This window comes from Acidovorax sp. KNOB132 (assembly GCF_057541515.1).
The window spans coordinates 1-18733 of record NZ_BAAJYT010000029.1 but is presented as its reverse complement, the minus strand read 5'-3'; the positions used below and the strand labels follow the sequence as shown (position 1 = coordinate 18733).

The 18733-nt window shown below is 67.4% G+C and carries 18 protein-coding genes and 3 pseudogenes; 6 read left to right on the top strand and 15 right to left on the bottom strand.

All coding sequences use genetic code 11. From position 1 onward, the window contains the following. Position 1: 1 nt before the first annotated feature. Entirely contained in the window at positions 2–241 is a 240-nt protein-coding gene (locus AC27IO_RS07005; protein WP_284407067.1) for a hypothetical protein, read from the top strand. Between the two features lie 28 nt (positions 242–269). On the opposite strand, the gene AC27IO_RS07000 is transcribed toward AC27IO_RS07005, so the two are convergent. From AC27IO_RS07000 to AC27IO_RS06975, 6 genes are all read right to left on the bottom strand, one after another. Further along, positions 270–695: a DUF4087 domain-containing protein gene (locus tag AC27IO_RS07000; protein WP_284407066.1), complete on the bottom strand. Its 426-nt coding sequence runs from the start codon at positions 693–695 to the stop codon at positions 270–272. A gap of 90 nt (positions 696–785) precedes the next feature. After that, positions 786–1247 carry a hypothetical protein gene (locus tag AC27IO_RS06995; protein ID WP_498738076.1) on the bottom strand — a complete coding sequence of 154 codons (462 nt, stop codon included), beginning with the start codon at positions 1245–1247 and terminating at the stop codon, positions 786–788. Between the two features lie 144 nt (positions 1248–1391). Further along, positions 1392–1895 (bottom strand): peptidoglycan recognition protein family protein, encoded by a 504-nt coding sequence (locus AC27IO_RS06990; RefSeq protein ID WP_498738074.1) that lies wholly within the window; start codon positions 1893–1895, stop codon positions 1392–1394. Between the two features lie 110 nt (positions 1896–2005). Continuing rightward, positions 2006–2677 carry an HD domain-containing protein gene (locus tag AC27IO_RS06985; RefSeq protein ID WP_498738072.1) on the bottom strand — a complete coding sequence of 224 codons (672 nt, stop codon included), beginning with the start codon at positions 2675–2677 and terminating at the stop codon, positions 2006–2008. A gap of 43 nt (positions 2678–2720) precedes the next feature. After that, positions 2721–3644 carry an ornithine carbamoyltransferase gene (gene argF / locus AC27IO_RS06980; RefSeq protein ID WP_317359143.1) on the bottom strand — a complete coding sequence of 308 codons (924 nt, stop codon included), beginning with the start codon at positions 3642–3644 and terminating at the stop codon, positions 2721–2723. A gap of 10 nt (positions 3645–3654) precedes the next feature. Next, the gene (locus AC27IO_RS06975) at positions 3655–4851 is read right to left on the bottom strand and encodes an aspartate aminotransferase family protein (RefSeq protein ID WP_487113105.1); all 1197 of its coding nucleotides are present in this window, start codon (positions 4849–4851) and stop codon (positions 3655–3657) included. A gap of 254 nt (positions 4852–5105) precedes the next feature. On the opposite strand from AC27IO_RS06975, the gene AC27IO_RS06970 reads away from it, so the two are divergent. Next, positions 5106–5438 (top strand): DUF3579 domain-containing protein, encoded by a 333-nt coding sequence (locus AC27IO_RS06970; RefSeq protein ID WP_284430032.1) that lies wholly within the window; start codon positions 5106–5108, stop codon positions 5436–5438. Between the two features lie 252 nt (positions 5439–5690). Here AC27IO_RS06970 and mqo read toward each other — a convergent pair. Beyond that, a pseudogene (gene mqo, locus AC27IO_RS06965) lies at positions 5691–7399 on the bottom strand (malate dehydrogenase (quinone)). Between the two features lie 304 nt (positions 7400–7703). Next, a complete protein-coding gene (gene rpsT, locus AC27IO_RS06960; protein WP_272551520.1) occupies positions 7704–8003 on the bottom strand; it encodes a 30S ribosomal protein S20 in 300 nt (99 codons plus the stop codon). Between the two features lie 182 nt (positions 8004–8185). On the opposite strand from rpsT, the gene murJ reads away from it, so the two are divergent. Beyond that, positions 8186–9751, top strand: coding sequence for a murein biosynthesis integral membrane protein MurJ (gene murJ, locus AC27IO_RS06955; protein WP_498738069.1), 1566 nt, complete (start codon positions 8186–8188; stop codon positions 9749–9751). Positions 9752–9824: 73 nt separating this feature from the next. Next, entirely contained in the window at positions 9825–10679 is an 855-nt protein-coding gene (locus tag AC27IO_RS06950) for a SirB1 family protein (RefSeq protein WP_284430035.1), read from the top strand. Positions 10680–10725: 46 nt separating this feature from the next. On the opposite strand, the gene queF is transcribed toward AC27IO_RS06950, so the two are convergent. From queF to AC27IO_RS06930, 4 genes and pseudogenes are all read right to left on the bottom strand, one after another. Then, complete coding sequence (gene queF, locus AC27IO_RS06945; protein ID WP_284430036.1) at positions 10726–11571, bottom strand: NADPH-dependent 7-cyano-7-deazaguanine reductase QueF; 846 nt, start codon at positions 11569–11571, stop codon at positions 10726–10728. Positions 11572–11644: 73 nt separating this feature from the next. Beyond that, positions 11645–12541, bottom strand: coding sequence for a 2OG-Fe(II) oxygenase (locus tag AC27IO_RS06940; protein ID WP_317359152.1), 897 nt, complete (start codon positions 12539–12541; stop codon positions 11645–11647). A gap of 92 nt (positions 12542–12633) precedes the next feature. After that, positions 12634–13410: a peroxide stress protein YaaA gene (gene yaaA / locus AC27IO_RS06935; protein ID WP_498738065.1), complete on the bottom strand. Its 777-nt coding sequence runs from the start codon at positions 13408–13410 to the stop codon at positions 12634–12636. A gap of 115 nt (positions 13411–13525) precedes the next feature. Beyond that, a pseudogene (locus tag AC27IO_RS06930) lies at positions 13526–13945 on the bottom strand (Rne/Rng family ribonuclease); the annotation flags it as partial. Positions 13946–14000: 55 nt separating this feature from the next. Between AC27IO_RS06930 and AC27IO_RS06925 the strand changes: the two are divergent. Then, the gene (locus AC27IO_RS06925; protein WP_498738063.1) at positions 14001–14669 is read left to right on the top strand and encodes a hypothetical protein; all 669 of its coding nucleotides are present in this window, start codon (positions 14001–14003) and stop codon (positions 14667–14669) included. 47 nt (positions 14670–14716) lie between these two features. Here AC27IO_RS06925 and AC27IO_RS06920 read toward each other — a convergent pair whose 3' ends face one another. Next, a complete protein-coding gene (locus AC27IO_RS06920; RefSeq protein WP_498738061.1) occupies positions 14717–15964 on the bottom strand; it encodes an MFS transporter in 1248 nt (415 codons plus the stop codon). Positions 15965–16150: 186 nt separating this feature from the next. Here AC27IO_RS06920 and AC27IO_RS06915 point away from each other — a divergent pair, with 186 nt between their 5' ends. Next, positions 16151–17041 carry a LysR family transcriptional regulator gene (locus tag AC27IO_RS06915; protein ID WP_498738059.1) on the top strand — a complete coding sequence of 297 codons (891 nt, stop codon included), beginning with the start codon at positions 16151–16153 and terminating at the stop codon, positions 17039–17041. Between the two features lie 36 nt (positions 17042–17077). Here AC27IO_RS06915 and cobT read toward each other — a convergent pair whose 3' ends face one another. Next, the gene (gene cobT, locus AC27IO_RS06910; protein WP_498738057.1) at positions 17078–18148 is read right to left on the bottom strand and encodes a nicotinate-nucleotide--dimethylbenzimidazole phosphoribosyltransferase; all 1071 of its coding nucleotides are present in this window, start codon (positions 18146–18148) and stop codon (positions 17078–17080) included. A gap of 86 nt (positions 18149–18234) precedes the next feature. Beyond that, positions 18235–18733 (bottom strand): annotated as a pseudogene (locus AC27IO_RS06905) (cobyric acid synthase); the annotation flags it as partial.

Here is an 18733-nt window from a genome sequence, read left to right as displayed (position 1 = left end):
CATGGCCCAGGAAATCATCGTCGGCGTGATCGTCGCCCTCGCCGTGGCCTACATGGTGTGGAAGTGGATGCCCGCCCGCTGGCGCGCCCGCCTGGACCGCGTGCACCCGGCGTTGGCGCAGTCGAGCAGTTGCGGGGGCTGCAGCAGCTGCGATTCGGGCGGCTGCGGAACGGGCGGCGGTGCGGTGGGCCAGGAGCAGGTCGTGCAGATGCCGGGCAGCCGTTCTTCGGTGCCGAAGTAGGGCGGCATCGGCGGAACGCCCCCATGTTTCATGGCTGGCGCAGAGGGTTTTCCGGCTCCTTTCCCATCAGCGCCTTGTCGCGTCGGCAGGTCTTCAGGGGCAACGCACGCCACGAGACGATTCGGGTCACTTCCTTCGTATCGGCGCGCGTGCTGCTTTCGAGGCACGCGCAACCGTATCCTGCGCTGCCCGATCCGGTTGCCACCCACCTGTTTTTGGGAAACACGGGCCAGTCACCTTCGGCTTGGTGGCCGCCCTGCATTCCCACCGTCCATTCCCCCGCTTTGTCCACGAGCGTTGCATTTCCGGGTGTCGGCTGGTCGAACCAGCCACAGCGGGTGGTCGTGGCCTGTGGCGCTGCGGTTGCAACGTTGCAGGCAATCGCCAATGCAGGCATCGAAATGAAGGCTGCGATTTTTGCGTGATGCAAGCGTTGCGGCAGGCAAATGGTCATGGCGTGATGGTGGTGGCAGCCCCGGTCCGATGCGCTTTTCTGACAAGCCATTCGAAGGAATGCTTTGGTGCGTTAGACCTCCAGACCGACTCAGGGCCGGGCCGGCTTGCGGGCATCGAATGGAAAGCTGCTTTCCAGGATGTCGGTGCAGGCTTCGCACCGCATAAAGTAGGTCGCTCCCCGGGCCGTGATCGCGCCCCACCCCGTCCAGTTGTCGATGGAGACTTTGGCGATTCGGCCATCCTGGAATATCACCCTGGCCTGTGCGTTGCAATCGCCGGTCTGCAGTTCCTGGCTGTATTGATACTCGCTGCGGAACCGGGCATTCGCCAAAAAGAAACGCACCCTTTTCTCGTCGATCGCCAGGTGCCCGCAGTCGGCCTCCGCGCCGAAACCCTTGGCAGTGCGGTCCTGCACCACGACTGACTTGATCGGGCCGAGACGGTATTTCTTGGGCTGGAGCGTCTTGTCGAAATCGCTCGTCGGAGAGGCGAACGAAGCGATGCCTGCGCCTGCAAAAAGGGCCGAAGCCAGGAAGTGCTTGATGGTCATTGCCATGTCGCCGTGGCAGCTTCCGTAGCATTTTTCCGGCTCACCTCAGGATGACGATGCACCTCGGCTTTCGAGATGTGCAGTGTTTCGGAAAGCGCATCGATTAGGTATTGAAGGGCGACCTGTTGGTGGTTGGTCAGCGCCTCATAAACCGCGTTGTTTCCTAAAAAACGCGCGCTGTTGCTCTGTACTCAATCCTGCAGGCATTTTGATTCCAGACGGCAGTGAAGCCATGCCTACGATTTCAATACCGATGCTGTCTGCGTTGGACGGATAGCGTCCTGGAACCACTTTGGTCATTTCCGCTTTGTGCATAGTGGTTGGACTGGCTTTTTTGTATTGGGCGATCTCGGCAGGACTGCATCTGAGTTCGGCCAAGCAACGCGCTTTCAGCGGACCCACGTGATTTGTTCGACGGAGAATCGAAGCCGTCTGATAAATGGATCCCTCTTTGCCTATCAAAAAGTGCGCACCGTTTGCGTTGGCGCTTCGATAACTATTGAACGTCGAGTTCTCTGTTGGGGATCCTGTTTGATGGACGATGATTCCAGAGACCTTGTTCATTTCTGATCTTTCGATCGATGAGAACCTGCGTGCCTTGATTTTCGAGTTTCCGCTAACCATCCCTTGAGCATTGATATTGAGCATTTTTCCTCCTGGCGGAATGGTAGTGGAGCTGCAAGGACTTCATTCTGATTTGCGACGCCAGATTTGGGCTCAATGTGTAAGCGTAAGCAAACGGACTCCCGTCACACAAATCATTCGCCGAACAGCACACCCCGCCCGAGCGCCGCAACGGCCTGCTGGAGATTGGCACGTGCCTGCGCTTCGCGTTGCGCCCTGAACCAGGGGGTCGCGTAGACGTGTGGCCGATCCATGAACGACCGCAGCACCGCGGTGCGCCCCGCCACGTAGCGCGGCCAGCGCACGAACCGGTATTCGCGCCGCACGTTGCGCTCGAATTCGCCATACACCTCGGGCGGGGCGCCCAGCACGGCGAGATCGATGTCCATCACCCAGCACGCGTCGCCCTCCAGTGGCGCATCGGGGTTGTGGCGCGTGTCCATGATGTGGCGCTCCACCGTCTGCACCAGGCCCTCGGGCAACCGCTGGGCCAGCAGGAACCGACGCGCCCATTGCGCGCTGCGTTCTTCGTTGTGTCCGCTCCAGGGCCAGTAGATCGCGTCGTGGAACCACAGGGCCAGCTCGACCGCGTGCGGCTGCTGCAGCGCCGTCGGCTGGGCGGCCTGCACGGCCTCCAGGTGCAGGAGGCAGGCGTGCAGGTGGCGGGTGTCGTGGTAGGCGCGGGGCCAGCGGCTCCAGTGGCGCAGCAGGCGCCGGCCCTCGGCGGTCCATGCGGGGCCGGCGCGCTCCAGCGCGGCGCCCAGGGCCTGCCAGCGCGCCAGCAGTTCACCTTGGCTGGGCTTCATGCGGCGGCGGCTGGGGCGGAGGAGGACGTGGCGATTTCGGCGATCAGCTGGTGATGCGGCCGAGCAGCAGGTATTCCATGAGTGCCTTCTGCGCATGCATGCGGTTTTCGGCCTCGTCCCACACAACGGACTGCGGGCCGTCGATCACGTCGGCCTCGACTTCCTCGCCACGGTGGGCGGGCAGGCAGTGCATGAACAGGGCGTCCGGCTTGGCCGCCGCCATCATTTCGGCATCGACGCACCAGTCGGCAAAGGCCTTCTTGCGCTCTTCGTTCTCGGCCTCGTAGCCCATGCTGGTCCACACGTCGGTGGTCACCAGATCGGCGCCAGCGCAGGCTTCCAGCGGGTTGCTATAGAACTTATAGCTATGTGCCTTAGAACCATTTGCGCCGAGGGCCAATTTCTCATTGATCTCGTAGCCGCGCGGCGTGCTCACGTGCACGGTGAAGCCCAGCAGCTCGGCCGCCTGCAGCCAGGTGTTGGCCATGTTGTTGCCATCGCCCACCCAGGCGACGGTCTTGCCCCGGATGGTGCCGCGGTGCTCGATGTACGTGAAGATGTCCGCGAGGATCTGGCAGGGATGGAACTCGTTCGTCAGCCCGTTGATGACCGGCACGCGGGAGTGGGCGGCGAAGGCCTCGATCTTGGTCTGCTCGTAGGTGCGGATCATCACCAGGTCCACCATGCGGCTGATGACCTTCGCGCTGTCCTCGATGGGCTCGGCGCGGCCCAGCTGGCTGTCGCCGGTGGTCAGGTGCACCACGCTGCCGCCCAGCTGGTACATGCCGGCCTCAAAGCTCACGCGGGTGCGCGTGCTGGCCTTCTCGAAGATCATGGCCAGTGTGCGGTCGGTCAGCGGGTGGTGCTTCTCGTAGCTCTTGAACTTGCCCTTGATGACGGCCGCGCGGCTGAACAGGTAGGCGTACTCGTCGGCGGTGAGATCGTTGAATTGCAGGTAATGCTTCATAACGGAACGTTCATTCGGCGAGCAGCGCCTTGACCAGGGGAACCAGCAGGGCCACGATTTCGTCGGCCTCGGCCTGGGTGAGGATGAGCGACGGCACCATGCGGATCACGGTGTCGGCCGTCACGGACAGCAGCAGGCCGGCTTCCATCGCGCGGCCCATGAGCGCGCCGCAGGGCTTGGTCAGTTCCACGCCGATCATCAGGCCCTGGCCGCGGATTTCCTTCACGCCGGGCAGGCCGCCCAGTTCGCGCTCCAGCGCGGCCTTCAGGTGCGCGCCCACGACGGCGGCGTTCTGCAGCAGGCCGTCCTCTTCCATGATGCGGATGGTTTCCACGCCGGCGCGCATGGCCAGCGGGTTGCCGCCGAAGGTGGTGCCGTGGTTGCCGGGCGCGAAGATGTTCGCGGCCTTGGGGCCGGCCACGACGGCGCCGATCGGCACGCCCGAGCCCAGGCCCTTGGCCAGGGGCATCACGTCCGGCACGATGCCGGCCCACTGGTGCGCGAACCACTTGCCGGTGCGGCCCATGCCGCACTGCACCTCGTCGATCATCATCAGCCAGTCGCGCTCGTCGCACAGTTGGCGCAGCTGCTGCAGGTAGTCGATGCGCATGGGGTTCACGCCGCCTTCGCCCTGGATGGTCTCGAAGAACACGGCCACCACGTTCGGGTTGCCTTCGGTGGCTTGCCGGATGGCGTCGATGTCGTTCATCGGCACGCGGATGAAGCCCTCCACCAGCGGGCCGAACCCGGCCTGCACCTTGGGGTTGCCGGTGGCCGACAGCGTGGCGATCGAGCGGCCGTGGAAGGCTTTTTCATAGACCACGACCACGGGCTTGTCGATGCCCTTGTCGTGGCCGAACTTGCGGGCCAGCTTCAGCGCGGCTTCGTTGGCTTCGAGGCCCGAGTTGCAGAAGAAGACGTTGGTCATGCCCGAGCGCTCCACCAGCTGGGCGGCCAGTTGCTCCTGCAGGGGCACGTGGTAGTAGTTGGAGCTGTGGATCAGCTTGGCGATCTGCTCCTGCAGCGCGGGCACCAGCTTGGGGTGGTTGTGGCCCACCGTGTTGACCGCGATGCCGCCGAGCGCGTCGATGTATTGCTTGCCGTCCACGTCCCACACGCGCACGCCCTGGCCACGTTCCAGCGCGATCGGCAGGCGGCCGTAGGTGTTCATCACGTGGGGCGAGGCGGCCGGGGCGGAAGCGGTCATGCGGAAATCTCCAGAGAAGGGCAGTGCGAAAGGGGGAGGGGGCTGAGCCGGCTCGTGGCCGGCAAAACGAAGCACGATTCTAGGGGCAGGGCTTTGCATGGCTGTTGACGATTGCGCATCACAGCCATGCGCCGGCCAGCGCCGATCCAGGGGTCTTTGGATGGGTTAGCTCTTATATAAGAGTTAGAATGCCGGCCTGTGGCGCGCCATGCGGCGATCCTGCGGCGACTTCCCCCCAACGACCCCCGATCCTGATGGTTTCCCCCACCTCCAAAGAAGTTTTCATCCAGGGCATCACCCTCGACGGGAAAACCTTCCGCCCCAGCGACTGGGCGGAGCGCCTGGCGGGGGTCATGAGCCAATTCCGTCCCGGTGGCGCCCGCCCCGGCAGCCACCTGAGCTATTCGCCCTGGTGCGTGCCCACCACGCTCAATGGCATCAAGTGCGTGATCGTGCACCGCGACCTGCAGGGCCACGAACCCATGGCCTGGGATTTCGTCATGAACTTCGCGCGCGACAACCAGTTGCAGGTGGCCGAGGCCTGTCTGCTGCCCGACGAAGCGCCCGGTACTGCCCGCAAAGGCTGACGGCACCATGCCGCAGCGCCCCGGCGTCAGGGGCGGCCGAAAAGAACGTCAAAGGCCCCTTCGGGGTCTTTTTTCATGGGCGTCGGAAGGCGGGCTGGGGAGCGCCTTGCGATCCGCGCTTTCGACGCCCGACCCAATCCGAGCCGACCCACCGCAGATGGCCTGCGCCGCCATGGAAAAAGCCCCGCACTGCGGCGTCGCAGTAGCGGGGCGATCAGGCGCGGCCGGAGCCGCGCAGGCGGGGCGCAGGCGTCAGAGCGCCTGCATTTCCTTGTTCGTCTTGGGGCCTGCGGCCTCCGGCGCCTTGGGCTGCGCGGGCGCTGCGCCGGCCGCCGTCGCCGCCGTCTTGCCCAGGGTGGCCGGCACGTCCAGGTAGGGCAGGTGCAGGGCGCTGCTGGTCATGCGGCGGATCTCGTTGGTCAGGGCCGGGTCTTCGTTGAGCTTGCGGCCGTAGGAAGGAATGATCTCCTTCAGGCGCGCCTTCCAGCCGGTGTCCGTCATCTGCTGGGGGAAGGCCTTGGCCATCAGGTTCAGCATGATGTGCGGGGCGGTGGAGGCACCGGGCGATGCGCCCATCAGGGCGGCGATGGTGCCGTCCTTGTCGGACACGATCTCGGTGCCGAACTGCAGCACCGCGCCCTCCTTGGGGTCGCGCTTGATGACCTGAACGCGCTGGCCCGCGGTGATGAGCTTCCAGTCTTCGCGCTTGGCGTTGGGGAAGTAATCCTGCAGCGCGCGCTGGCGGTCGTCATCGGTCAGCTCGGCCTGTTGCAGCAGATACTTGACCAGGTCCAGGTTGTGGATGCCCACGCGCAGCATGCCCACCAGGTTGTCGTGCGTGACGGAAGAGAACAGGTCGAACCAGGAGCCCTGCTTGAGGAATTTGCTGGTGGCCAGCGCGAACGGTCCGAACAGCACGACGGGCTGGCCGTCCATGTTGCGGGCGTCCAGGTGGGGCACCGACATCGGGGGCGAGCCCGTGGCGGCCTTGCCGTACGCCTTCACCGTATGGCGGGCGGTCAGTGCGGGGTTCTCGATGGACAGGAACTGGCCCCCCACCGGGAAGCCGGCGTAATCCTTCGATTCGGGAATGCCCGAGGCCTGCAGCAACTGCAGCGCGGCGCCGCCGGCACCCACGAAGACGAACTTGGCCTTGACGGTCCGCTCCTTGCCGCCGTCGCCCAGGTGGGCCACGGTCACGTTCCAGGTCTTGTCGTCGTTCTGGCGCAGCGCACGCACTTCGTTTTGCAGGTGCAGCTGGAAGTTGGGGCTCTTGCGCAGGCCCTGGACCAGCTGGCTGGTCACGGCGCCGTAGTTGACATCGGTGCCCAGGGGCATGAAGGTGGCGGCCACCTTCTGCTTGGGGTCGCGCCCTTCGATCATCAGGGCGCCCACTTCTGGATTTGCGCCTGGTCTTCCGAGTACTCCATGCCGTAGAACAGGGGGTTCTTGACCAGGGCCTCGCGGCGCTTGCGCAGGTATTCGATGTTCTCGTCACCCCAGACGAAGCTCATGTGCGGCGTGGGGTTCACGAAGGTTTCGGGCGACTGCATGTTGCCGCGGCCGATCTGGTGCGCCCAGAACTGGCGCGACACCTCGAACTGCTCGGCGATGCCGACGGCGCGCTTGGTCTCGATCGTGCCATCGGGCAGCTCGGGCGTGTAGTTCAGTTCTGCGAAGCCCGAATGGCCCGTGCCGGCGTTGTTCCAGCCATTGGAGCTTTCCAGCGCCACGCCGTCCAGGCGCTCGAACACTTCGATCTTCCAATCCGGCTGCAGCTCCTGCAGGTACGTGGCGAGCGTGGCGCTCATCACGCCCGCGCCCACCATCACGACGTCGACGGGCTGGTCGTTCTCGGCAGGAGGAACGGAGCGGGGAAAGAGCGGCCAATACAGGAACAGGACGGCCGCAAGGATCAGCACCACAACGGCGCCGAACAACGCTTTGATCGACTTTTTCATAGATTTGGTTGGACTGATTGCAATTGAAAAAGCCTGCGCGCAATCGGCAGGCTTTCGCTTATCAAAAATTGACGCTCCCTGACATCGGGAATTGTCCCATTAGGTAAAGACCCTGACAAAAATCAAAGTTTCACGAATTCGGCCCGAGAAAAAGGGGATCACCCGCCGCAAACCCGCATGGATATTGGGTTGGCCGTATTTCAGGCACAAAAAAACCGCCCGAAGGCGGTTCTTTCGTTTTGCTGACAGCGCACCCGTTACAAACGGCGGACGGCAGGGCCGTCCGGGCTGTTTGCCTGAAAGGTCAGGCGGCCAGTGCCAGGGTTTTCACCTTGGCGGACAGGCGGCTCTTGTCGCGAGCGGCCTTGTTCTTGTGGAAGATACCCTTGTCGGCGATGGTGTCGACGACGGCTTGCATCTTCGCAAACAGTTCGGTGGCCTTGGTCTTGTCGCCGGCCAGGACGGCCTTCTCGACATTCTTGACCGCGGTACGGTACTTGGAGCGCAGCGAGGTGTTCGCGGCGTTCAGCTTGACGTCCTGGCGGACGCGCTTGCGGCCGGAGGCGAGACGGGGGTTCTTTTTCTTGGGCTTGGCAGATGCCATGGTAAATTTTCCTTAAGTGTCTGAGGATGATGTCAGCAAAGCCCGCGATTATAGCCCAGCGACTTGGGGTAGGCCGCCGGGGTCTTTCGAAGCGATACAGGCGGCGCCCTTCGGTGAAGCCTCAAGGGCTGGCATTCCAAGGACCGCGGGCCGGGTGGAGCGCAGCGCATACACTCGCGGCCGTGTCCCTGTTCAAAGCCGCCTCCACCGTTTCCCTGCTGACCCTGGCCTCCCGCGTGACGGGCCTGGTGCGCGATCTGCTGATGGCCTCGCTGTTCGGGGCCAACGCGCTCACCGACGCCTTCAACGTCGCTTTCCGCATTCCCAACCTGTTTCGCCGGCTGTTCGCCGAAGGGGCCTTCAGCCAGGCCTTCGTGCCCGTGCTCGCGGCGCACAAGGCCCAGCACGGCGACGATGCCACGCGCCGGCTCATCGCCAGCGTCGCGACGGTGCTGTTCTGGGTGCTGCTGCTGACCTGCGTGCTGGGCGTGCTGGGGGCGCCGCTGCTGGTGTGGCTGCTCGCCAGCGGCCTGCGCCAGAGCGCGGGCGGTTTCGATGCCGCCGTGGTCATGACGCGCTGGATGTTCCCCTACATCGGCTTCATGTCGATGGTGGCGCTCTCGGCCGGCGTGCTCAACACCTGGAAGCGCTTTGCCGTGCCGGCGGCCACGCCGGTGCTGCTCAACGTCTGCATGATCGCCGCCGCCTGGCTGGGCGCGCCGCAGCTGGCTTCGCGCGGCATCGAGCCCATCTATGCCATGGCCGGCGGCGTGATGCTCGGCGGCATCACGCAACTGGCGGTGCAACTGCCCGCGCTGTTCCGGCTGGGCCTGCTGCCGCGCATCGGGCTCACTCCCGGGGCCATTCGCACGGCGTGGCACGACCCGGGCGTTCGCCGCATCCTCACCCTGATGGGCCCGGCGTTGCTGGGCGTGGGCGTCGCGCAGATCTCGCTCATGATCAACACGCAGATCGCCTCGTACCTCGCGCCGGGCAGCGTGACCTGGCTGTTCTACGCCGACCGGCTCATGGAGTTTCCCACCTCGCTGCTGGGCGTGGCGCTGGGCGTGGTGCTGACGCCGCAGCTGGCGGCCGCCAAGGCGGCCGGCGATGCCGCCCGCTACTCGTCCATGCTCGACTGGGGGCTGCGCATCGTCGTGGTGCTGTCCGTGCCGTGCGCGGTGGGCCTGCTCACCTTTGCCGAGCCCTTGGTGGCCACGCTGTTCCACCACGGCGCGCTGCAGGACAGCGACGTCGGCCAGATCGCCCTGGCCCTGGCCGGCTACGGCGCGGGGCTGCTGGGCCTGGTGGCCATCAAGGTGCTGGCGCCCGGCTACTACGCCAGCCAGGACATCCGCACGCCGGTGCGCATTGCCATCGTGGTGCTGGTGGTCACGCAGCTCCTGAATGCCGCGCTGGTGCCGCTGATCGACCATGCGGGCCTTGCGCTGTCCATAGGCCTCGGGGCGCTGATCAATGCGCTGTGGCTGCTGATCGGCCTGCTGCGGCGCGGCACCTACCAGCCCCAGCCCGGATGGGCCCGGCTGGCGCTGCAGGTGGTGGCCGCCAGCGCCCTGCTGGCGGTGCTGCTGATGTGGGGCGCGCGCCATTTCGATTGGCTGGCCCTGCGGGCGCACGAGGGGCAGCGCGCCGGGCTCCTGGCCCTGCTGATGGGCGGCGCGGCAGTGCTGTATTTCGGGGCGCTCTGGGCGGCGGGCCTCAAGTTGCGCGAACTGCTGCGCCGCTGACCGCCTTCGCGCCGGGTTTCGTCCCTTCGGAACCCCGCTTGACTCGGCCCGGCACGCCCCTTACAACCCTCCAATGGCCCTGAGCTATTCACTTCCCACTCCGCTGGAGTACTTCGCCACGCTGGTGCGCAGTGACGACCAGTTTCCCCTGCTGGAGGCGGCGGCGTCCATCGCGCAGGACGAGTACCCTGAGCTGGACGTGCAGCAGTTGCTCGGCGACGTGGATCAGCTCCTTGCCCGGCTGCGCCGGCGGTTGCCCGCCGATGCGTCGTCGCTGCAGCGCCTGCGCTCGCTCAACCAGTTCTTCTTCGGCGACCTGGGCTTCGCGGGCAACGTCAACGATTACTACGACCCCGAGAACAGCTACCTCAATGCCGTGCTGCGCACGCGGCGGGGCATTCCGATTTCGCTGGCGCTGGTGTGGATGGAACTGGCCCAGGGGCTGGACCTGCATGCGCGCGGCGTCTCGTTTCCCGGTCACTTCATGATCAAGGTGCTGCTGCCCAAGGGGCAGGTGGTAATGGACCCGACCACGGGCCAGTCGCTGTCACGGGAAGAGCTGTCCGAGCGCCTGGAGCCCTACCGGCACCGCAGCAACGGCCTGGTGGACGACTACGACATTCCGCTCGGCTTGTACCTGCAGGCGGCGCCGCCGCGCGATGTGATCGCGCGCATGCTGCGCAACCTCAAGGAGATCCACCGCTCGCAAAAGGACTGGGCGCGGCTGGTCGCCGTGCAGGACCGGCTCATCGTGCTGCTGCCCGACGCCTGGGGCGAGTGGCGGGACCGGGGCCTGGCCCATGCGGAGCGGGGCGACACGGCATTGGCCGTGGCCGACCTGGAGACGTACCTGGCGCGCGTGGAAGACGGGCTCGACATCGACGCCATCGCCGAGCGCGTGAGCCTGCTGCGCCGCGCCAGCAACTGAGGCGCAGCGCAGCGGCAACGGCGCCACCAGGGTTCTGTTGGCCCTCTTACTGGCGCGCCGTGCGCACGTTGGGCGGCAGGGCCTGCGGGTGGCTGGTGCGCAGCGGATTGATGTCCAGCCCGCCGCGGCGCGTGTAGCGCGCATACACCGACAGCTTGATCGGCTTGCAGCGCGTCCACACGTCCATGAAGATGCGCTCCACGCACTGCTCGTGGAATTCGTTGTGGTTGCGAAAGCTCACCAGATACTGCAGCAGCCCGGCCTGGTCGATCTGCGGGCCGCTGTAGTGGATGCGCACGCTGCCCCAGTCCGGCTGGCCGGTCACCAGACAGTTGCTTTTGAGCAGGTGGCTCGTGAGCGCCTCGGTCACCGGCGTCTCGGCATGGTTGGCCGACAGCAGCTCGGGGGCCGGCGTGTACTGCGTGCATTCCACGTCCAGGCGGTCGAGCAGCAAGCCGTCCAGTTCCTGCACGGGCTCGCGGTCGAACAGCTCGGGCTGCAGCAGCTTCACGCCCACCGTGCCTGCATGGGCCGCCCCGCGCCAGACGGCTTCGCTCACGTCGGCGCGGATGCGGGCCTGCACCTCGGCGGCGTCCGTGAAGCGCGTGTTGTTGAAACTGTTCAGGTAGAGCTTGAACGACTTGCTCTCGACGATGTTCGGCGTCTCGCACGGCACCGTCACATGGGCGATCGCCACCTGCGGTTTGCCGCGCGGGTTGAGCCAGGAGAGCTCGAACGCCGTCCACAGGTCGGCGCCGAAGAAGGGCGGTGTATCGCCAATGCCGATCTCCGCCCGCTTGCCGGCCCGGGGAATCGGAAAGAGCAGGGCGGCGTCGTACTGGTCCGCATAGGCGGATGCGCGACCCAACTGCGATTGTTCGGGGGTGTTCATGGAACTCCGTGTTTCTGTTTGCTATTAATTTAATAGCTATGGAGGCAATGAGAACTAGGGCGTCAAGCCGATTTCATTCGAACTTGCGTTCGCGCAGCCATTTGGTGGCGATCCACTTCTCGCCGGCGATCACCGGCGCGCCGCCGTGCAGCGTGCGCGTGGACGGGTGGGGGCGCTCGTAGCTGAAGAACACCGCGTTGCCCTGGCGTGGCGCGATCTCCAGGTGCACGTCGGGGAAGGTGGTGCCGCCGCCCTTGTCCGGGTTGTTCAGGTAGATCACCAGCGTGGCCACCCGCTGCCCGCCGCGGCGCAGGATGGTCGGCGTGCCGGGCTCGGCAGGGTCGAAGTAGTCGTAGTGGGGCTTGTATTCCGCGCCCGGGCGGTAGTGCAGCACCTGCAGGCCTTCGCCGTTTTCCAGCGGCCAGTTCACCAGCTTGGCGATGCGCTCTTCCAGGAGGCGCACCACCGCGTTCTCGCCGATCTGGAAGAACATGCCGTCGCTCGTGCGGTCGTCGTTCACCTCTTCGCCGCCCGTTCGCGTGGCCACGGTGAGCGAGCGCGCCATGCGCGGTTCGGCTTCGGCGATCAGCGCTTCGCACTCCTCGGGCGAGAGCAGGTTGCCGAACAGCACCACGCGGGGCTGGGCCATGGACATGAGCACCTCGACCTGGCGGTCGCCCACGTCGATGAAGAGCGGCGATTCGCCCACGGCCGGCTCGGGCACGCGCGAGGCGGGAGGCTGCCCCTGCTGCACCGCCAGCGCTTCCAGGTGGTCGCGCAGCACATGCTCCATGGCGTGCGCGGCCACGTCCTCCCGCCAGCCCGCGTCGAGCATCGACTGGAGCACCACCGGCGCCTGAAAACCGGCCTGGGCCTGCGCGATGATCCATTCGCGCAGCTCCGGCGTCACGGATTGGGACGGGGCATCGGCCGGGGCGGAGGAGGTGGTCTGGCGGGAACGTGCGGGCATGGCGTGGTGGGCGTCAGTGGCGTTGGCGTTGGCGTTTCGGGAAGAGGAATCCAGTCGATCGTCGGGGCCGGGGGGCGCGGGGCCATCCGCCCTCAGGCGGCCTTGCGGCGGAACACGAGCCGCTCCGGCGTGGAGGCGGCACTGGCGAAAGCATAGCCTTCCAGGTCAAAACCCTCGAGCTGGCGCGGTGTGGTCACCTGGTGCTGGATGGCATGGCGCGCCATGAGCCCGCGCGCCCGCTTGGCGTGGAAGCTGATGATCTTGTAGGCCCCGCCTTTCCAGTCCTCGAACACGCATTCGATGACGCGCGCCTTCAGCACCTTGCGGTCCACCGACTTGAAGTATTCCTGTGACGCCAGGTTGACGACCACCGGCGTGGCGTCGGCCGCCAGTTGCCGGTTGAGGTGCTCCGCAATCGACGCGCCCCAGAACTGGTACAGGTTGGCGCCCGCATCGGTGGTGAGCCGGGTGCCCATTTCCAGGCGGTAGGGCTGCATGCGGTCCAGCGGGCGCAGCACGCCGTACAGGCCGCTCAGGATGGCGACATGGCGCTGGGCCCAGTCCAGCTCATCCAGCGTGAGCGAGCGGGCCTGCAGGCCTTCGTACACATCGCCGTTGAAGGCCAAAACGGCCTGGCGTGCATTGGCCGCGGTGAACTTCGGACGCCATGCGGCATACCGCGCCACGTTCAGCGCGGCCAGCGGGTCGCTGATGCCCATCAGGGCGGCAACGTCCTGCGGCGACTTCTGCCGCAGAACTTCGATGAGCCGGGTGGACTGGGGGACGAACTGCGGCAGCGTGTGCCCGACGCCCTCGGGCAGGGGCGTGTCGTAGTCCAGGGATTTGGCGGGAGACAGCAGGAACAGCATGGGGGTCGCGATGGTCCGGTGACCTCGGAGGGGGAAGTGGAAAGCCCGGCAGCGGGCTTTCCAGCAAAGACGACAACCGGCCCGGGGCATTGCACCGCGGGCCGGCGGCGCCGCATCAGGCGGCGGGCGGCTGCTCGAACGGCAGCGTCAGGTCTCGCAGGTCGCGGCGCGTTTCCACCAGCACCAGCGGGCCTTCATCGATCGCCACCACCGGGGGGCGTTCGCGCGGCACATGGACCGGGCGCGGTTCGGCCGCGATGGCGGCCTGCGCGGCGGCGATCTTCTCCGCATCGGAGTTGACCCACTGCAGGCCCGAGGTCTGGGCGACCTGGTTCAGCTCGTCCACCGGCAGGGTGAATGCCTGGACCCGTGGCATGGCGCCATTCGGCTGGGCAGGGGCTGCGGCTTGGGCTGGAGCAGCGGCAGCAGGCTGCAGCACGGGGGCTGGCACGGGCGTTGGCGCCACCGGAGCCACCGGAGCCACCGGAGCCACCGGGCCGACAGGCGCCGCCGGTGCGACGGGAGCGACCGGGTCGACAGGTGCCACGGGCGAGGGCTATGCCAACGGCACGGCTGGTGGGCAGATCACGTTGACGTCGTCGTCCGCGCCCTTCAGTCCGCAGGCTCCCGTCACGCTGACGGGAGACGCGAGCCTGAGCAATGCCGGCGTGCTCACCATCGCGGACGGCGCCATCACCGGCAACAAGATCGCCAACCTCAGCGTCAACAATGCCAACATTGCCGTGAATGCCATCACCACCAGCAAGGTGGCGAATGGCACCGTGACCACCAGCAAGATGGCCGACCAGGCGATTTCCACGCTCAAGCTGCTGGACTCGGCGGTGACCAACGTCAAGCTGGCCGACGATGCGGTGAGCGTGTCCAAATTGCAGGGAGGTGCCTCCGCCGCGGCCCGAACCTACCTGCGCTCGGACGGCGTGTGGGTGCAGCCCGGGCAGCTCGTACAGGGCGGCACCCTGACATCGGGCTCCACCGTGCCCAGCACCCCGACCGGAGGGGTCTACTACGCGGCCCAGGGCGGCAGCACGCTGAACCTGCCCCCCGCGAACGTGGCGGGGCAGACGCTCACCATCATCACCCTCGATCCACAGAACGGCGCGTCGGTCATCCTGCAGGCCTCGGGCGCGGACACCATCGTGAATGCAAGCTTCAGCGGCAACGGCATCGGCAGCACCTTGCAGGGCGCCTTCAAGTACTTCCTGCTCAGCGACGGCAACGGGCGGTGGTTCGTGAACTGAAGAGCCCCTGCCGCAAAACGGCGGCGCCTTGCCCACCGCCGCCCGGTTCACGCCTTCGGCCCGGTCCCCTGCGGCCCCACCGCCGACATTCCGATGCCCAGCACCGCCAGTGCCCCCGTCAGCCCCACGATGGCCGGCCACCCGCCGTGCTGCCAGAACCATCCGCCCATCGATCCGACCACGCTCGAACCCATGTAGTAGAACCAGAGGTAGAGCGATGCCGCGTGCCCCTTGGTCAGCCCGGCCAGCGGGCCGATGGATGAACTGGCGATCGAGTGGCCGATGAAGAAACCGGTGGTCACCAGCGCGATGCCGGCGAACACGCCCCACAGCGACGGCGACAGAGTGAGCAGCGTGCCGCCCAGCATAAGAGCAAAGCCCGCGGCGAGCAGCCCACGCCGGCCCAGGCGGTCCGCCAGCCGACCCGCCACGGACGACGACACGATGCCGAAGCCGAACACCAGGAACATCAGGCTGATCTGCGTCTGGCTGAGGCCGTAGGGTGCGCCGGACAGGCGGAACGTGGCGTAGTTGAACAGCGTCACGAAGATGCTCGTCAGCAGAAAGCCGATGGCGAACAGCCGCAGCAGCCCGCGGTGGCGCAGGTGGCCGCCCCAGGCCCGAAGGTGGTAGCGGATCTGCAGCCCGGGCTGGGGCGTGAAGTGGCGCGACCGCGGCAGCAGCACGAGAAAGCCGATGGCCGACAGCAGGCACAGCGCGCCCAGGCAGCCCAGCGCGGCGCGCCAGCTCACCCATTCGGTGAGCACGCCCATGCCCACGCGCCCCATCATTCCGCCGAACGCCGTGCCCGCCACATACAGGCCCATGGTGTGCGCCAGATGGCGCGGGTCGATCTCCTCGGCCAGGTAGGCCATGGCCACGGCCGGCACGCCGCCCAGCACCAACCCTTCCAGCGCGCGGGCCACCAGCAGACCATGCCAGCTGGGCACGATGGCCGCGGCGATATTCAGCAGCGAGGCCAGCGCCATCGAGGCGAACATCAGCCCGCGCCGCCCCAGCGCCTGCGAAAACGCCCCCGCCAGCACGATCGCCACGGCCAGCAGGCCGGTGGTCAGCGACAGCGGCAAGGCGCTCTGCGCGGGGCTGATGCCAAATGATCGGGCAAACGCCGGCAGCAGCGGCTGCACGCAGTAGATGAGCGAAAAACTGGCGAAGCCCGCCAGGAACAGCGCCGCGGCGGCACGCCGGTAATCCGCGGAGCCGCGCGCGATCCAGCCCGAAGCGGATGTGCCCGGCGGCGTGGATCGAGCCGAGGACGGTTCGGCCAAGGGCATGGCGGAAGGCGGGGCGAGGTCTGGAGAGGCGGTCAACGAAGGCATGGGTCGAACAATGGACAGCAGAGCAAGGCGGCAAGGGAAAGGCGCTGCGCCGAAAGGCAGCCAGCGCTGGAATCTAGGCGCTTCCCTCATATATGTCCAATATATGATTCATCTCATCACCATACCTATTTCAGATACCCGATGGAACTGCGCCACATCCGCTACTTCATCGCCGTGGCCGAGGAAGGCAATTTCACCCGCGCCGCGGCGCGCCTGGGCATCGCGCAGCCGCCGCTGAGCCTGCAGATCAAGGACCTGGAAGCCGAGGTGGGCGTGCCGCTGTTCCACCGCGTGCCGCACGGCGCGCAGCTCACCGACGCGGGCCGCGCTTTCCTGGACGGTGTGGGTGGCCTGCCGGCGCGCACCTTCGACGCCGTGCGCGCAGCGCAGCGGGCGGCGCGCGGCGAGGCGGGCGTATTGCACCTGGGCTTCACCGGCTCGTCCGCGCTCAATCCCGTGGTCGTGCAGGCCATCCGCTCGTACCGCCGCGGATTCGCGCAGGTGGAACTCAGGATCGACGAGGGCAACTCCCTCACCCTGGTGGAGCGGCTGCGCGACGGGCGGCTGGACATCGCCATCCTGCGCCCGGACGGCCTGGACGCCCAGGGCCTGCACTTTCACCGCTATCCGGACGAGCCGCTGATCGTGGCGCTGCCGACCAGCCACGCCGCCTCGCGCAGGGGCCCGCGCATCGATCTGCTGAAGTTGCGCGGCGAGCCCTTCATCCTCACGCCCCGGCCGCTCGGCCCCAGCCTGTTCGATGCCTCGGTGGCGGCCTGCCGCGCGGCGGGCTTCGAGCCGCAACTGGGCCCCACGGCGCCGCAGATCGTGTCGATCCTCGCACTGGTCGCCGCCGAGCTGGGCGTGGCACTGGTGCCTGCCTCCATGCGGCACCTGGCCTTCAAGGGCGTGGCTTACCGTTCGCTCAGCAGCCAGTCGGCCCTGGTGAGCCTGGCCGTCGCCCACCGCGAGGGCGACCGTTCGCCCTTCGTGCAGAACTTCGTCGCGCTGGCCCGGCCCGCGGCCCGGTAGGCCAGGGCACGCTTTCCGGCACGCGCGCCGCCCGGGTCACACCTTGCCGGCGACCCCCGCCGATTCGAAGCTCGCCATCTCGCGCAGCACCGCGCAGGCCGATTGCAGCAGGGGCCAGGCCAGCGCAGCGCCCGAGCCCTCGCCCAGCCGCAGGCCCATGTCCAGCAGCGGCTCGGCCTGCAATTCGCCCAGCAGCAGCGTGTGGCCCCGCTCGCCCGATCGGTGGGCGAACACGCAGCGCTCCAGCACGGCGGGTGCCAGGCGGCTGGCCACCAGCACGGCCGCGCTGGTGATGAAGCCGTCCACCACGATCACCCGGCGCTCGCTGGCGGCCTGCAGCACTGCGCCCACCAGGGTGGCCACCTCCAGCCCGCCCAGCGCGGCCAGTGCCTGCAAGGGCTCGGTGGCATCGGCATTGGCCTCCAGCGCCTGCTGCAGCACCGCGCGCTTGCGCGCCACGCCCTCGGCATCCAGGCCGGTGCCCGCGCCCGTGCAGTCGCCGATCGGCAGGCCGCACAGGCGCGACAGCAGCAGCGAGGCGACCGATGTGTTGCCGATGCCCATCTCGCCCAGCAGCAGGGCATTGCCCGGCAAACGGCGCACGATGGCACTGCCATGGGCGATGGCCTGCGCGCATTGGTCCGCGGTCATCGCCGGGCCCACCGAAGCATCGGCCGTGCCGGCTGCCACGCGGCAGTGGCTGAGCAGGCGCGGCTGCCCCGGCGCGCTGTCGCGCGGCGCAATGGCGCGCGCCACGCCGCAGTCGGCAACGGTCAGGTCCAGTCCGTGCTGGCGCGCCAGCACGCTCACCGCTGCGCCGCCAGCCAGGAAGTTCTCCACCATCTGCCAGGTCACATCGCTCGGAAAGGCCGACACGCCGCGTGCCGCCAGGCCATGGTCGGCCGCGCACACCAGCATCTGCGGCTGGCGCAGCTCGGGCGCCTCGGTGCCCAGGATGCGGCCGATGCGCAGCGCCAGCGACTCCAGCCGGCCCAGGGCGCCCAGCGGCTTGGTCTTGTGGTCCAGCAGGTGCTGCAGGCGCGCGGCCAGGGCCTCATCGGACAACGGAGCCACGGCGGGCAGCGGCGGGTTGGCGGCAAGGGTCATCGGTCATTCACTCCACGAAAACGGTGGGAAAAACAAAACAGGAAAGGCTTCCGCGCCGCACGCCGTGGCTGGCGCTCCGCACCGGGTCATGCGCGGCCCCGGTGGGCCTGCAGCCACTGCGGGCTGAACCACGTGTCGATGCCGCCGGCCAGCCGGTCGAACACGGCGTCGAGCGTGGGAGCGTCGGCCCCGAAGAGCGCGCGCAGGATGCCCGCGTCCTCGAATAGGCCATGCAGGTACAGCCCCAGCACGTTGCCGCGCGCGTTCTGCCATGCCAGGCCCGGGATCACGGCATGCGCCACGTCGCCCGCCGCAGCCATCGCCGGGTGCTGCGCGGTCTGGCCATGGTGGATCTCGTAGCCCTGCACCGCCGTGCCGGCCAGCGCCTGCCAGGCGCCGTGCGCGGCGCCGAACGCGGTGCGGGTGTGGCGCACGGTCTTGGCAGGCTCGAAGGCCGTCACCAGCGGCAGCAGGCCCAGGCCCGCCGCGTTGCCGTCCACGCCGTGCGTGTCGATGAGGGCCTCGCCCAGCATCTGCAGGCCGCCGCAGATGCCCAGCACCCGCCCGCCCCGCGCCGCGTGCGCG

Coding starts and splice junctions, on each gene's coding strand:
- AC27IO_RS06995 (WP_498738076.1), bottom strand. CDS start 1,247: ATGACCATCAAGCACTTCCTGGCTTCGGCCCTTTTTGCAGGCGCAGGC.
- argF (WP_317359143.1), bottom strand. CDS start 3,644: ATGAAGCATTACCTGCAATTCAACGATCTCACCGCCGACGAGTACGCC.
- queF (WP_284430036.1), bottom strand. CDS start 11,571: ATGAACACCCCCGAACAATCGCAGTTGGGTCGCGCATCCGCCTATGCG.
- AC27IO_RS06920 (WP_498738061.1), bottom strand. CDS start 15,964: ATGCCCTTGGCCGAACCGTCCTCGGCTCGATCCACGCCGCCGGGCACA.
- cobT (WP_498738057.1), bottom strand. CDS start 18,148: ATGACCCTTGCCGCCAACCCGCCGCTGCCCGCCGTGGCTCCGTTGTCC.
- AC27IO_RS06950 (WP_284430035.1), top strand. CDS start 9,825: ATGGCCCTGAGCTATTCACTTCCCACTCCGCTGGAGTACTTCGCCACG.
- AC27IO_RS06970 (WP_284430032.1), top strand. CDS start 5,106: ATGGTTTCCCCCACCTCCAAAGAAGTTTTCATCCAGGGCATCACCCTC.
- AC27IO_RS06990 (WP_498738074.1), bottom strand. CDS start 1,895: ATGCTCAATATCAATGCTCAAGGGATGGTTAGCGGAAACTCGAAAATC.
- AC27IO_RS06985 (WP_498738072.1), bottom strand. CDS start 2,677: ATGAAGCCCAGCCAAGGTGAACTGCTGGCGCGCTGGCAGGCCCTGGGC.
- AC27IO_RS07000 (WP_284407066.1), bottom strand. CDS start 695: ATGACCATTTGCCTGCCGCAACGCTTGCATCACGCAAAAATCGCAGCC.
- AC27IO_RS07005 (WP_284407067.1), top strand. CDS start 2: ATGGCCCAGGAAATCATCGTCGGCGTGATCGTCGCCCTCGCCGTGGCC.
- rpsT (WP_272551520.1), bottom strand. CDS start 8,003: ATGGCATCTGCCAAGCCCAAGAAAAAGAACCCCCGTCTCGCCTCCGGC.
- yaaA (WP_498738065.1), bottom strand. CDS start 13,410: ATGCTGTTCCTGCTGTCTCCCGCCAAATCCCTGGACTACGACACGCCC.
- AC27IO_RS06915 (WP_498738059.1), top strand. CDS start 16,151: ATGGAACTGCGCCACATCCGCTACTTCATCGCCGTGGCCGAGGAAGGC.
- AC27IO_RS06975 (WP_487113105.1), bottom strand. CDS start 4,851: ATGACCGCTTCCGCCCCGGCCGCCTCGCCCCACGTGATGAACACCTAC.
- AC27IO_RS06940 (WP_317359152.1), bottom strand. CDS start 12,541: ATGCCCGCACGTTCCCGCCAGACCACCTCCTCCGCCCCGGCCGATGCC.